Annotated in this window: 16 protein-coding genes; 3 read left to right on the top strand and 13 right to left on the bottom strand. The window is 71.9% G+C overall.

Translation table 11 applies throughout. The annotated features are described in order from the left end of the window. Positions 1-93 precede the first annotated feature (93 nt). On the top strand, positions 94-987 hold the full coding sequence (locus BAY60_RS16705) for an SDR family oxidoreductase (protein ID WP_112281836.1): 894 nt from the start codon (positions 94-96) through the stop codon (positions 985-987). Between the two features lie 30 nt (positions 988-1,017). Here BAY60_RS16705 and BAY60_RS16700 read toward each other — a convergent pair whose 3' ends face one another. After that, on the bottom strand, positions 1,018-1,872 hold the full coding sequence (locus BAY60_RS16700; RefSeq protein ID WP_112281835.1) for a helix-turn-helix transcriptional regulator: 855 nt from the start codon (positions 1,870-1,872) through the stop codon (positions 1,018-1,020). 100 nt (positions 1,873-1,972) lie between these two features. On the opposite strand from BAY60_RS16700, the gene BAY60_RS16695 reads away from it, so the two are divergent. Continuing rightward, positions 1,973-2,731: an SDR family oxidoreductase gene (locus BAY60_RS16695; protein ID WP_112281834.1), complete on the top strand. Its 759-nt coding sequence runs from the start codon at positions 1,973-1,975 to the stop codon at positions 2,729-2,731. A gap of 32 nt (positions 2,732-2,763) precedes the next feature. Further along, positions 2,764-2,970, top strand: a complete 207-nt coding sequence (locus BAY60_RS16690) for a tautomerase family protein (RefSeq protein ID WP_112281833.1) — start codon at positions 2,764-2,766, stop codon at positions 2,968-2,970. A gap of 88 nt (positions 2,971-3,058) precedes the next feature. Here BAY60_RS16690 and BAY60_RS16685 read toward each other — a convergent pair whose 3' ends face one another. From BAY60_RS16685 to BAY60_RS16630, 12 genes are all read right to left on the bottom strand, one after another. Next, positions 3,059-3,541 (bottom strand): SRPBCC family protein, encoded by a 483-nt coding sequence (locus BAY60_RS16685; protein ID WP_112281832.1) that lies wholly within the window; start codon positions 3,539-3,541, stop codon positions 3,059-3,061. 5 nt (positions 3,542-3,546) lie between these two features. After that, positions 3,547-3,858, bottom strand: coding sequence for an ArsR/SmtB family transcription factor (locus tag BAY60_RS16680; RefSeq protein ID WP_112281831.1), 312 nt, complete (start codon positions 3,856-3,858; stop codon positions 3,547-3,549). Between the two features lie 72 nt (positions 3,859-3,930). After that, complete coding sequence (locus BAY60_RS16675; protein ID WP_112281830.1) at positions 3,931-4,314, bottom strand: PPOX class F420-dependent oxidoreductase; 384 nt, start codon at positions 4,312-4,314, stop codon at positions 3,931-3,933. A gap of 13 nt (positions 4,315-4,327) precedes the next feature. Continuing rightward, a complete protein-coding gene (locus BAY60_RS16670; RefSeq protein WP_112281829.1) occupies positions 4,328-5,248 on the bottom strand; it encodes an NAD-dependent epimerase/dehydratase family protein in 921 nt (306 codons plus the stop codon). Then, a complete protein-coding gene (locus BAY60_RS16665) occupies positions 5,245-5,850 on the bottom strand; it encodes a dihydrofolate reductase family protein (RefSeq protein WP_112281828.1) in 606 nt (201 codons plus the stop codon). The genes BAY60_RS16670 and BAY60_RS16665 overlap by 4 nt, the downstream gene beginning before the upstream one ends. A 15-nt stretch (positions 5,851-5,865) precedes the next feature. After that, positions 5,866-7,188, bottom strand: coding sequence for an FAD-binding oxidoreductase (locus tag BAY60_RS16660; protein ID WP_112282427.1), 1,323 nt, complete (start codon positions 7,186-7,188; stop codon positions 5,866-5,868). Positions 7,189-7,198: 10 nt separating this feature from the next. Next, on the bottom strand, positions 7,199-8,086 hold the full coding sequence (locus BAY60_RS16655; RefSeq protein WP_112281827.1) for a helix-turn-helix domain-containing protein: 888 nt from the start codon (positions 8,084-8,086) through the stop codon (positions 7,199-7,201). Between the two features lie 67 nt (positions 8,087-8,153). Continuing rightward, positions 8,154-9,008 (bottom strand): HAD-IIA family hydrolase, encoded by an 855-nt coding sequence (locus BAY60_RS16650; protein ID WP_112281826.1) that lies wholly within the window; start codon positions 9,006-9,008, stop codon positions 8,154-8,156. After that, positions 9,001-10,482 (bottom strand): biotin carboxyl carrier protein, encoded by a 1,482-nt coding sequence (locus BAY60_RS16645; protein ID WP_112281825.1) that lies wholly within the window; start codon positions 10,480-10,482, stop codon positions 9,001-9,003. Before BAY60_RS16645 ends, BAY60_RS16650 begins: the two co-directional genes overlap by 8 nt. Further along, entirely contained in the window at positions 10,482-11,843 is a 1,362-nt protein-coding gene (locus tag BAY60_RS16640; RefSeq protein WP_112281824.1) for an acetyl-CoA carboxylase biotin carboxylase subunit, read from the bottom strand. Before BAY60_RS16640 ends, BAY60_RS16645 begins: the two co-directional genes overlap by 1 nt. After that, complete coding sequence (locus BAY60_RS16635; protein ID WP_112281823.1) at positions 11,840-12,364, bottom strand: acetyl-CoA carboxylase biotin carboxyl carrier protein; 525 nt, start codon at positions 12,362-12,364, stop codon at positions 11,840-11,842. Before BAY60_RS16635 ends, BAY60_RS16640 begins: the two co-directional genes overlap by 4 nt. Next, a complete protein-coding gene (locus BAY60_RS16630) occupies positions 12,361-13,449 on the bottom strand; it encodes a PEP/pyruvate-binding domain-containing protein (RefSeq protein WP_112281822.1) in 1,089 nt (362 codons plus the stop codon). The genes BAY60_RS16635 and BAY60_RS16630 overlap by 4 nt, the downstream gene beginning before the upstream one ends. Positions 13,450-13,457 lie beyond the last annotated feature (8 nt).

Here is a 13,457-nt window from a genome sequence, read left to right as displayed (position 1 = left end):
AGCCGGGCCGAACCAGGTGATGACAGAGACTGACATCAGCGCTATCCTCGGTGATGTCAGCCTCTGACATCACCGAGGGAGTGAAGAGCACTCATGCACGTCTTCGTCACCGGAGCATCCGGTTTCATCGGCCGCGCCGTCGTCGCCGAACTCCTCGCCGCCGGGCACGAGGTGACCGGCCTGGCGCGCTCCGAGGCATCAGCGTCCGTCGTCACCGATCTCGGGGCGTCCGTCCGTCGTGGCGACCTCGACGATCTCGACGAGATCCGCCAGGCCGCGGCGGCGGCCGACGGCGTGATCCACCTCGCGAACAAGCACGACTGGACCCGCCCCGACGTGTCCAACCACGCCGAGCGGGCCGCGGTCCAGACCATCAGCGACACCCTCGCGGGTTCCGGCCGGCCCTTCGTGCTCGCCTCCGGCGTCGCGCTGCCCGGACTGGGACGCCCGGCAACAGAGCGGGATCTCAATCCGGCTGTCGGCCCGGACGCACCACGCGGCGGCGCCGAGAACCTCGCCCTGAGCTACGCCGAGCAGGGCGTCCGCGTCGTTCCCGCCCGCTTCCCCATCGTCCACGGCGAAGGCGACCACGGCTTCATCTCCATCATCGCCCAAGCCGCCCGGCGACGCGGAGCATCGGTCTACCCCGGCGAGGGAGGCAATCGCTGGCCCGCCGTGCACCAGTCCGACGCCGCACGCCTGGTCCGTCTCGGACTCGAGAATGCCCCCGCGGGCACGATCCTGCACGCCGTCGCCGAAGAGGGGGTCTCCATCCGGCAGATCACCGAAGCACTCGCCGATCGCCTCGGTGTGCCGGCGAAATCCGCGCCTGCGGAGCAGATCGCCGACGAGATCCCCTTCGTCGGCCGGTTCCTGGCCGCCGACATCCCCGCCAGCAGCGAGATCACCCGAGACCTGCTCGGCTGGCGCCCCACCGGTCCCACCCTGCTGGACGACATCGCCGCCGGCCACTACGACCAGCCGTGACCTCGCGGGGCCGGGCCCGGCGTGGCGCCCCTACCGATCGCCCACCGGCTCCGCGAAGTCCTCGTGGCCCAGCACGGCCAGCAGGCGGATCTTGTCCTCGGCCTCGCTGCCCGGCGCGGGCGTCAGCACCAGCAGCGCCTGGGACTGGTCCTCGGTGAACAGCACCTGGCAGTCGACCTCGATCGACCCCACTTCGGGATGCACCAGCACCTTGTGGTCGGCGAAGCGCTGGGCCACCTCGTGCCGCTCCCACAGCTCGCGGAACTCCTCCGACTCCGCGAGCAGCACGCGCACCAGCTCGCCCGCGCGGGAACGGGCTCCCGACGCGCCGTAGGCGGCGCGCAGCGAGGCGACCATGCTGCGCCCCTGGCGGTCGTGGTCGTCGGGCGGATAGACCGCCCGCGCCGCCGGGTCGGTGAACCAGCGGTACACGTCGCTGCGCGCCCAGCCGGTGCGCCCGGAGTGATCGCCGAAGATCGCCGTCGCCAGCCGGTTGGCCACGAGGACCTCGCCGAGCGCCGAGAGGATCAGTGCCGGGCTGTCCTCCAGCCGGTCCAGGACCCGGAGCAGCGCGGGCGCCACGTGGGTGTCGGCCAGCGTGCGGCGTGGCACGTTGTGCCCCGCCAGGCGGTACAGGTAGTCGCGCTCGTCCGCGGTCAGGCGCAGCGCGCGCACGAGCGAGGCGAGCATCTGCTCCGAGGGCTGCGGGCCGCGCTGTTGCTCCAGGCGCGCGTAGTAGTCCACCGACATCCCGGTCAGCGTCGCCACCTCCTCGCGCCGCAGTCCGGGGGTCCGGCGGCGCGGTCCGGGTACCAGACCGACGTCGGACGGGCGCAGCCCCTCGCGGCGGCGGCGCAGGAAGTCTGCGAGTGCGGCACGGTTCATGCCTCCATGATGCGTGCGCCCGATGCGCCCAGCCAGGGATCGCCGATCCCCCGATCGTCAGGCCTCTCCACCCTGCCCGGCGCGCACCCAGAGTGGACGCATGAACATCACCGGAAACACGATCTTCATCCCGGGCGCCACGTCCGGCATCGGGCTCGCCCTCGCACTGCGGTTGCAGGCGAAGGGCAACACCGTCGTCGTCGGCGGGCGGCGGACCGAACTGCTGGAGAAGCTGGCCGCCGAGCACGGCTTCGCCACGGTGCGGATCGACACCGCCGACCCCGCGTCGGTCACCGCCGCCGTCCGGGAGGTCCTGGACCGCCACCCGGACCTGAACGTGCTCATCGCCATGGCCGGCATCATGCGCGTCGAGGACTGGCGCACACCCGGGTTCCTGGCCGACGCCGAGGAGATCGTCACCACCAACCTGCTCGGCCCGATCCGGCTGATCGCCGCCCTCACCGAGCACCTGAGCACCCGGCCCGGTGCGGCGATCGTGACGGTCTCGTCCGGCCTGGCCCATGCTCCACTGCGCGTCACGCCCAGCTACAACGCGACGAAGGCCGCGATCCACATGCTCAGCGAGACGCTGCGCCTGCAACTCGCGGACACCGGTGTCCAGGTGATCGAACTGGTGCCACCAGCCGTCCGCACCGCGCTGTTGCCGGGACAGGAGACCTCCGACTTCGCCATGCCGCTCGACGAGTTCGCCGACGAGGTGATGGCCCTGCTGGAGACCGACCCCGGCGCGCCCGAGGTTCTCGTCGAGCGCGTGAAGTTCCTGCGTTTCGGCGAGGTACGCGGCGACTACGACAAGGTCGTCGCCACGCTCAACGCCGCGGACCCGCACACCCACTGACCGAGACCGCCAGCCATCGGAAAGGATCCACCATGCCCTTCGCCAACCTCAAGGTTCCCGCGGACACCCTCACCCCCGAGTCGAAGAAGGCGCTGCAGGACGCCGTCACCGACGCGTTCGCCGACGTGTACGGCGAACGCGCGCGGGCGACAACGCTGGTGATCCTGGAGGAGGTCGCCGACGGCGGATGGAGCCTGGGCGGCACCATCCTCAACGAGCAGGTCCTCGGCCGCAGCTGATGCCGCACCGGCACGTCGTCGCCCCGAGCCCAAGGGCCCCTTCGGTACACACCGTGTACCCACGGGGCCCTTGGGCTCGTCACCGGGCTCAGTCGGTGGCAGCCACGTCGGCGAACCGCCGCAGGTAGAGCGGCCAGCCGCCGTCTCCGGCCACACCGTCCCGCGCGCCCTGCCAGCCGTCGCCGTGGCGGTCCAGGTGCCGGTGTTCCAGTTCGACGCGGGTCCGATCCGGCCCCGCCGGCACGAACCGCACCTCGACCTCGCTGCACCGGTCGGGGTCGGTCTCGATCTCCCAGCGCGGCGAGATGTCCCAGCTGATGACGAACCGGTGCGGCGGCTCGAAGGCGAGCACCCTGGCCCAGCGGCACACCGATCCGTCCTCGCCACGGTCGTAGACGGCACCGTCCACATGCGTCTCGAAGACGGTCTCGGCGATCGGCACCGCCAGCATGTTGTGCTCGCGGGGCTTGATCCGGTCGAACTGCTCGGTGAAGACGGTGAACGCTCGCTCGATCGGGACGGCAACCTCGATCTCGCGGCGTACGGACGTCTCCGTGGAGGTGGTGGTCATGCGCGCTACTCCGTTTCCTGTTCCGCGATCCGCTTGAAGTTCTGCAGGGCCTTGCCCCAGAACCCGTCCAGCTCCTCGCGCAACGCCGCCAGGGCTTCCGGGTCGACCTGGTAGATGCGCCGGGTGCCCTCCGACCGGACCTGCACCAGACACGCCTGCCTGAGCACCCGCAGATGCTGGGAGACCGCGGGCCTGCTGATCGGCAGAACCCGCGCGATCTCGGTCACCGACTGGGGCCGCTCGGCGAGCAACTCCACGATGCGCCGCCTGCTCGGGTCACCGAGTGCGGTCCACGCATCGACTGCGTAAGTGGACACTTACGTAAGTTACGGCTTACCGATATCGCGGGTCAAGGGGCAGCGCAACCCCGTGCGCCGGCGCGGAGCTGCTCAGCGGACCCCCACTGTCTGCCGTTCCGGCTCGATCACCCCCACGACACGCTCCTGTTCCCGGGGATAGGGCGCACCGATGTACTTCGCGGACAGCCGGTCGATGATCTCCCACGCGAGCTCGCCGTCGAGCCACTCGACGACCCGCCCGCGAACGATGACGGGCTCGAACGGGTTGTCCGCGGGCGCGATCGACAGCGCCAGCCGGGGATCGCGGCGCAGGTTCCGCGCCTTGCGCGTCCCCGGCCCGGTGAGGAAGACGATCCGGTCGCCGTGGACGCCGACCCAGACGGGAGCGGCATGCGGCGAGCCGTCCGGGAGGACGGTGGCGAGGTGCGCGATGGAGGTGCCCTCGAGTACGCGTCGCACGTCGGGTTCCAGCATGCGTGTGCTCCCTTCAGCGTGGGTTGTCGGCGCGCCACGCGACGTAGTCGGCGACCGCCGCGGCGACGTCGAAAGCCGGCACGAAACCGGTGTCGTGGGTGAGCCGGGTGATGTCGAGGTAGGGGTCCTCGCCGGGGCCGCCCTGCCGCCCCGGCAGGAGATCCAGCCGCAGTCCGGGGGTGATCGCCTGCACGGCGTTCGCGAGCTCGCGGTTGGTGAACGGACGGCCGCTGGAGACGTTGTACGTGGTGTGCCGCAGGGTGTCCGCGGTCGTCAGCAGCGCGATCGCTCGCCCGGCGTCGGGTGCGTAGCAGCTGTCCCCGCCGTCGTCGGCGTGCAGCGGCCGCGGCCGCTCACCCCGGAGTACGGCGCTGAGGTAGGGCGGGATGTGGTTGAACGGCGAGTCCGGATCCATCAGCGGGCCCCAGATGCTCCCGATCCGGAGCACGATCGGCTCGACCCCGCTGCCGGCCAGGCTGTGCGTGGTGAGTGGCTCGACGGCCTTCTTGAAGGCGATGATCAGGTGGGGCAGCTGCGCCGTGGGCAGCGCGAGGTCCTCGTGCCAGGGGATCTCGGTCCGCCCGAGGTACACGCCGAGGCTGCTGGCGACGGCGAACCTGCGGACGCGCCACGTGCGGGCGGCCTCCAGCGCGCCCAGCAGGCCGATCGTGTCCGTGCGGAAGAAGCCGACCGGGTCGTCCCCGGGGATGGTGCCGGCGAGGTGGACGATGTCGCTGATGGCGTGGCGGTCGCCGAGCGCGAGAAAGGCGTCCCGGTCGGTGACGTCGAGGGGTTCCACGGTGACCTTGCCTGCGAGGAACGACGGGACCTCGGTCCTGCGGTGCGCGGTCACGAGCACCTCGTGTCCGAGGTCGGCCAGTGCGCGGGCGGTGTGGGCGCCGATCATGCCCAGTCCTCCGGTGACGAGGATCATCGGAGCACCTCGTAGTGCAGGTGGGTCACGCCGGGCGCCGGGACGGCCTGCAGCAGCCGGAGGCGCACGTGTTTCGGAAGCTGCTGGAAGAAGCGGCGCCCCGCACCCAGCAGGATGGGCACCTGGTGCAGGACCAGCTCGTCGACGAGACCCTCCTCCAGTGCGGAGGTCAGCGCACCGCCACCCATCAGGCCGACGTCCTTGCCGCCTGCGGCCGCGCGGGCCGCGGCGATGGCGTCCCCGATGCCGGTGGTGACCAGCGTCTGCGCCTCGCCGATCCCGGGCACGGGCCGGTGGCTGACGACGACGAGCGGTGCCGCCGGATGCGGGCTACCGCCTCCGAACCGGCTCGAGTGCTCGTAGGTGACGCGTCCCGCGACGACCGCCCCCAGCCGGGCCGCCAGGGCGTCGAACAACCGGGCGCTGGGCTCACTGAGCCGGAACCCGTCGAACACCCGGCTCGGCGTGTCCCCGTCGAAGTACCAGTCGAAGAGCATCGGCGCGTCACCGAGACCGCGTCCGAACTCCTCGTCCCCGTCGGGCGTGCGGCCACTGATGTAGCCGTCGACCGAGACGGCGTGGCCGCTGATGACCTTGCTCATGATCCTCCTCGTCGATCAGATGGCTTGCGGAAAGTCGAAGAGCCGGTGCGGGTCGTAGGTGTTCTTGACCGCGGCCAGCCGGGGATGGTTGCCCGCGTGGTAGGCCGCGGCCCAGTCGTCCAGGGCGGGATCGGGAAAGTTGGGGTAGACGTGTCCCGACCCGCCGGAGTGGGCGGTCGTCCACGACGCGTCGAGCCACGGATCGTCCACATCGGCGCAGTGCTCGAGCAGGAACCGTTCCCCGCGATGAGCGAACGCCGTGGCATCGGCGGCGATCTTGTTGTAGGCGCCGCCCATCGCGGTGAAGGTGAGCTGCCGCCTGCCCCGCGTCCGCGGTCCGGTGAGCTGGGCGAGCAGCGAGGCGAGAGTGCCGGGGGCCAGCGGGTGGGTGAAGAACTCCGACCTGATCCTCCGTGCGCGTTCGGACACCTCCCGGGGGTCGGCGAAGCTGCCCTTGAGCCGGTGGTAGGGCAGGCCGGCACGGACCGCGATCGCGGGGGCCACGCCCGCCCGGCCGAGGAACTCCCGCAGCAGCTCCCTGGTCGACCGCTCCGCGAGCGTCGACGCTCCGGACAGGATGGCCTCGACAGGTGCTCCCGGCTCGGACACCACGCTGAGGTTGACGGTGAGTTGCTCCGGGGCGTCCGGTGCCCAGGCCTGCCAGGCCGAGACCAGCCGTTCGAGGGCGATTCCGGACCACCGTCCTTCGATGCGGCTGGTCGCCGGTTCCCTGATGGTGTCGAAGCGCAGCGCGGTGACCACACCGAACTGGCCGCCGCCCGCGCCACGCAGGGCCCAGAACAGGTCGGGCTCGTGGTCGTGGTCGCAGTCCACGACGCTGCCGTCCGCGAGCACGACCTGGGCACCGACGAGACGGTCGCAGGTCAGCCCGTACTCGCGCCCCAGCAGGCCGATGCCTCCGCCCAGGGCGAGGCCGGTGATGCCGACGCCCGCGCCGCAGCCGGCGGGCAGGGTGCGGCCGGAGGCGTGCAGCGCCGCGTACACCTGGCGCAGGCGGGCGCCGGCGTGGATCGTGGCGACCCCTCCGGCCGCCACGGAGATCCCGTCGAGCGCGGAGAGTTCGAGCACGATCCCGCCGCTCGACGACCGGCCCGCGAAACAGTGTCCCCCGCCGCGCGGGGTGATGCGGTTGCCCGTGGCCGTCGCGTACCGGACGGCGCGCGTGACGTCCGCGACCGAGCGGCACAGCACCACCAGCTGCGGACGCACCTCGCGGTAGGCGGCATTGGCCGGGCGGCGCAGGGCGTCGTAGCCCGGCGAGTCGGGGTGGAACAACTCGCCGTCGAGGGAATCGCCGAACTCGGCCAGGTCGAGCACGAGATCGACGCTAGCGGCGGCGCGGCGACGGTTCTTGAACGAATCGCGCAGGGTCACCACGCGCCAGCGGCGGCCTGCTGCGCGTGGCCAGGAACGGCCGGTAGGAGGCGGAGTGCTCGTGGCCGCAGGCGCAGCGGTCCAGATCGCCGCCGAGCAGCCTGCGCGGGCTGAGCCCCGTCAGGCGCAGGCACTCCCGGCTCAGGTGTGCCTGGTCGGCATAGCCCACGTCCACCGCCAGACCCGCCATGCCGTCCCCGCCGCGCCTGCCCGAGGCGACAGCGCCGGCCTGGGCCAGCGCGAGGAACCCCTGAAATCGCAGCGTCCGCTGCAGGACCTTGGGACTCATCCCCACGGCGTGCAGGCAGCGGCGGCGCAACTGGCTCGCGGACAGCGCCAGGTGAGCGGCCAGGGTGTCGATGTCGACCGGGTTCCACGGCATGAGCGCCCGGACCGCTTCGCGCACCAGCGGATCGACGCCGGGCGCACTCCGGAGCTCCCGCACCAGATGGTGCTGCACCACCCGAAGCGCCTGCTCGGGCGTTTCGGCCAGGGCCGTCTCCTCCGCGAGACGCTCCGCGGCGCTGCCCCACAGCTGCCCCAGGCCCACACACTGGTCAGCCAGGTCGTCGAGCGCCGCCGGGAATGGCGGCGCGGCTCCTGGCTGGAAACGCACACCGACGAGGGTGGTGTGCGCCGGGATGAGCTCGATCCGCGGACCGGTCAGTGGCCCGGCCAGGCGGGGACGGCCACCGATCGGGCAGTGGAGCTCGACCCCGCCCGTGGGCAGGTGCCGTTGCACGTAGGCGGCCTCACCGGTGCGCTGGATCCAGACCGTCCGCACCACACCGGCCAGCTCCGGCAGCGGCGGGCGCTCGACGTAGGACTCCACGCCGGTCATCTTCCCACCGAAACCACTCCCGCGAGGCGAACAACGAGGCGTCGTCCCAGCCGGATCACGACGCGCGTCAGCCGGAACCGGCGAGCAGCCTCGCGAGAACACCCACGTCGGCCACGTCCAGGTGAGGGCGGGCGTCGTCGGGCAGGCCGGTGAACGACTGCGCGTGGCCGATGCCGGTGTGCACGGCGACGGCCATCGCACCGCCCCGGTGCGCCATCGGCACCTCGAGGTCCGGGTCGTCGCCGACGACCGCCAGCTCGGCGGCCGGGATGCCGAGCAGGCTTTCCGCCGCCCGCAGGGCAGGCAGGGCAGGCTTGCCGACGACGGTCACCTCGGTGCGGGTGACGTCACGCACGACGGCACTGATCGCCCGCGAGGTGCCGAGCGTGGGCCCTTCGGAGGTGGCGAAGAACAGCGACTCCGAGGCGCTGTAGAAGGCGGCTCCCTCGAACACCGCGAAACAGGCCGCCTCCAGCGACTCGAACGTGAGCTCGTGGCGATACCAGCCCGCGAACACGGCATCGACGCTCGTACCCCGCAGCGGGGGCAGGGTGTCGATGCCGGCTGCCTCCAGTGGTTCGGTGATGCCCTTGCCACCGAGGACCATGACCCTTCGATGCCCCCGCTGGCGGAAGACCTGAGCCGCGGAGATCGCCGGCGTGAGGACCGCCTCTTCGGCCATCGGGAACCCCGCGTCCCGCAGCGCGTCCGCACACTGCCGCGGTGTCTTCACCGTGCCGTTGGTGAACACGCAGAACGGCAGGCCCCTCTCGAGCAGCAGGTGCACCAGATCCAGGGCCCCCGGCAGCGGGCGCAGGCCCCGGTTGTCGCGGTCGCCCATCACCAGGGTTCCGTCCAGGTCGAGGACGAAGCCACGTACGTGGCCCAGGCGGTCCAGGGCCGCGGGGTCAGAGTCAGGCACGGGTGGTTCCTTCCGCATGACGCCGCACGGTCAGGCGCAGCCCGGGTTTGTCCACCGTGAGGTCGTGGATCGTCCTGCGCTGCCCGAGCCCGTCGAGCAGGGCGAGCACCGGCGTCACGGCGGGGTTGTAGTGCCTGCTCGGCGGCCCGGCGGCGATCATCGCGTCGACCTGCTCGGCAGGCATGTGGGCCCGGAGGAGGAGTTCCTCGTCGCTGATCGCCGGACCGAACCGGCGGCGCAGCTCGGCAGGGGACGGAGGCGGAGGCTCCGCGCGCAGCTCCCGCGCACGCGGCCGGTCGAGGATGCGGTCGAGCACATCCGCGTCGATCGGCGCCGTCGGGCGGCCGAAACTGCCCAGTGCGTACCGGATCACCTGGTCCGGGACGTTGGAGTAGCGCTGCCCGATCACGTTGAACAGTGCCTGGGAGACGACCATCTGCGGGAACGGGGTCACCATGATCGGATGTCCCAGCTCCGCGCGAACGCGGCCGACCTCCTCGATGAGCGCGCCGAAGCGGTCCTCCATGCCGATCTCGCGGAGCTGCCGCCTGGTCGTCGTCAGCACTCCGCCCGCGGTCTGGTGATGCAGGAACGCGGCGTCGAACTCCTGCGGCTGTCCCGCGGGAAGCTCCTCCGCGCCGGCCAGCCGCGTGACGAAGTCGCACGCCAGGCCGAGAGCCCGGTCGTCGATGTCCACCCGGTGGCCCATCTCGCGCAGGTTGGCGACCGTCCGCCGCGCCTCCGGCAACGACGAGCCGTTACCCAGCGCGCCACAGGCCGTTTGCACGACCTCGACGCCGAGCTCCGGTGCGATCGAGTAGGTCAGCGCCGACAGGCCGATCGTGGCGTGCGAGTGCAGTTCGAGCGGGGTGTCACCGAGTTGTTTCCTGACCGCGGGCAGCAGAGTGCGGGCCCGCTCGGCGGTCAGGATGCCCGCCGGGTCCTTGACGTAGGCGCGATCCACGTCAGGGCACTCGCGCAGCTGCCGGGCGAGGTCGGCGTAGAAGGCGTCGTCGTGGACAGCGCTGATCGTGAACGTCAGCGCGCCGACCACCTCGTCGACCCCGGCCTTCTTGAGCCTGCGGGCCGTTGCTCGGACGGCCTCCATGTCGTGCATCGGGTCGAGTACGACGACCCGGTCGATCCCGCAGGCGACCAGCCGGTCGTAGACCAGCTGCATGGTGTCCGGATGCGAGTTCTGCCAGGAGATGAACCGGAACCCGGTGCCGATGAACTGCAGCTTGGTCGTCGGCATCACCGCCCTGGTGCGCCGGATCAGGTCCCATGGGTTCTCTCGGTGTACCCGCACGAGCATCCCCATGGCGGTGCTCGAACTGTAGTCGAGCGCGCGGAACCCGACACGTTCCAGCAGCGGTGCCAGCTGCAGGACGTGCCCGGTGCGCAGGCCCGCCGCGCCCCACAGGCTCTGGTTGCCGTCCCGCAGTGACACGTCGACCAGCCCGACCTCGGCCATCACGACACCTCCAGAAGGCGGGTCTTGCCGGCGAACCGGTCGAAGAACGTGCTGTCCACTCCCCCGGCGGTGAACTCGGGGTCGGCCAGCAGCGCCTCGTGCATCGGCGCCGTCGTGTCCACGCCGTCGATCGACAGCAGCCCCAGAGCGGCGCGGGCCCGGGCGAGCGCGTCGGCACGGTCCGTCCCGTGCACGATCAGCTTGGCCAGCAACGAGTCGTAGTGCGGCGGCACGACGGAGCCGCCCTGCACGTGGGTGTCGACGCGGATGCCGTCACCGGCGGGCAGCACGACCCGGTCGACCCGCCCCGGGGACGGCCGGAAGCCTCGCGTCCAGTCCTCGGCGTTGATCCGGCACTCGACCGCGTGTCCGGAAAGGACGACGTCCTCCTGGCGAAGCTGCAGCGGCAATCCCTCGGCGACCCGCAGTTGCTCCGCCACCAGATCCAGCCCCGTGACCATCTCGGTGACGGGGTGCTCGACCTGGATCCGGGCGTTCATCTCCAGGAAGTAGAACGTCCGCAGCTGCCTGTCGTAGAGCAGTTCGACGGTGCCGAGCCCGCGATAACGAAGGTGGGTCGCCAGGGCGAGGGCCGCTCGTGCCATCGCGGTGTGCGTCTGTTCGGCGAGCAGCGGCGCCGGCGCTTCCTCGACCAGCTTCTGGTAGCGGCGTTGCACCGAGCAGTCGCGATCCCCGAGAGCCACCGCCCTGCTGCCGTCTCCGAGGACCTGCACCTCGACGTGCCTGCCGGAGGCGACGAAGCGTTCCAGATACACCCGCGGGTCGCCGAAGGCGGCCGCGGCCTCGGAGATCGCGAGATCGAGCGTCCGCGACAGCTCGCCCGCGGAGCGCACGAGCTTCATGCCCCGGCCGCCGCCACCGCCGACCGCCTTGACGAGAAGCGGATATCCGATCGCCTCGGCCAGTGCGCGCGCCTCCGCCAGGTCGGTGGCCTGCCCGCCGGGTATCACGTCGAGCCCGGCGGCGACGGCATGCCGGCGGGCGGAGAGCTTGTCGCCGACCGCTTCCAGGGAATCCGGTGCCGGGCCGACGAAGACGACGTCCGCGGCGGCGCACGCGCGCGCCAGCGCCGCGTTCTCCGACAGAAAGCCGTATCCGGGGTGCACCGCATCGGCACTCACCGACCGCGCCGCCGCGACGACCGCGTCGATGTCCAGATAGGACTCCGAAGCGGGCGCGGGACCGAGCCGGACGACCCGGTCGGCCAGGCGTGCGGGCAGACCGTCCAGATCCGCGTCGGAGGCGGCGAGCACCGACTCGATCCCGAGCCGCCGGCACGTGCGGATCACCCGCACGGCGATCTCGCCGCGGTTGGCGATGAGCAGGCGGCGGATCCTCATCGGCCCGCCCCATCGCCGTCGCCGCCGGTGCCGTCCTCACCGGACGAGCCGGGCGCGGGCTCCACGAGAAGCAGCACCGCCTCGGTGTCGGCGAGCTCGCCGTTGTCCGTGCGGAACTCCACGACCGTTCCCCGGACACCGGCGTGCACCGGTGTCATCATCTTCATCGTCTCGACGATGCCGACGACGGTGTCCTCGTCGACGTCGTCGCCGACGTCCACGAACGGTGGCGCACCCGGTTGCGGCGCCCGGTAGAAGGTGCCCGGCAGCGGCGGCCGCACCGCCACGGCCCCGTCGTGGTCCGCTGCGCGGTGCCGCGGCCGCTCAGCGGCCCCCGCCGGCGCGGTGGTGGCCTGCTCGACCGAGGGTGTGCGCAGCACCTGCTGCTCGGCGGTCCAGCCACTCGTGCCGTGCCGCCGCACGGTGAGCGTGAAGTCGCTCAGCTCGAGATGGAGCTCGTCGAGGCCGCTGGAATCCAGCGCCCGCAGCACGTCGCGGACGTCGTCGGGGCTCAGCGTCATGGCCGCCGTCCCCCGGCGCGGGTACCGCGCAGCAGGTTGAAGACGTGGTCGAAGGCGCGCGCCGTGGGCACGGCGGCCTTGGGCCGGTCCGCGGTCGCGTCTCGTCCGCTCCACACCGTCTCGGGGCGGCTCTGCAGCACGACGACGTTCTCGCCGGGCGGTGCCGTTCTCGGCACGGCCCATTCGATGTCCTGCGGGCACCCGTAGTGGTCCTCCACTCTCCGCGCGAGCGCGACCAGCTCGGCGATCTCGTCGTCCGACAGCGACGGCGCGGCCTGCAGGTGCTCCGGAACGTCACCGTCCACCGTGCCGTCGCCGCCGGGGCCGGGCTGGTGCCAGCGTGTCTTGACCGACACCGTCCGGCGAACGATGTCGCCGGTCACCTTGCTGACCACGAACGAGTCGGGGGTGACGTCCCCGCTGACCACGGCCGACCCGAGACCCCAGCTGGCGTCGATGGCGACCACCGAACGGTCGCCGGTGAGCGGGCTGCGGGTGAACATGACGCCGGAGGTGCGTGCGGCGACCATCCGCTGGACGACGACAGCCATGGCCAGCTCGTCCTCGGCAACACCGCGGCGCAACCGGTACGTCACCGACTCGGCGCTGTACAGACTCGCCCAGCAGCGCCGGACATGGTCGAGGACCTGGTCCTCGCCGCGGATCCACAGGTAGGTGTCCTGCAGCCCCGCGAAGCTGGCCTCGGCGGAGTCCTCGCTGGTGGCGCTGGAGCGAACGGCCACCGGCAGGTACCGGTCACCGCAACCGGCGGCGAACTCGGTGTAGGCGCCCAGAACGGCCTCGGCGACGTCGGAGGGCAGCGGCGCCGACTCGACGACCGACCGCAGCTCGGCGCACGTCGCGGCGAGGCCGTCGGCGTCGGCGGGGTCGAGCGCCGCGACGCGGGATCCGAGGTCCAGTGCCGTGACCGCCGACCGGAACGCCGCGGTGGTCACGACGAAGCCGTCGGGCACGCGGATGCCCGCGCGCAGCAGTTCCCCGAGGCTGGCACCCTTGCCGCCCGCGACCCCGGCATCGTCCCGGCCGAGCTCGGTGAAGTGCAGGATCGGTGGCGTGGTGTTCATGGGCACTC

It is taken from the genome of Prauserella muralis (assembly GCF_003202285.1).
Taxonomy (GTDB): domain Bacteria; phylum Actinomycetota; class Actinomycetes; order Mycobacteriales; family Pseudonocardiaceae; genus Prauserella_B; species Prauserella_B muralis.
Note: the sequence above shows the minus strand (reverse complement) of the source record. Positions and strands in the feature narration are given on the sequence as shown.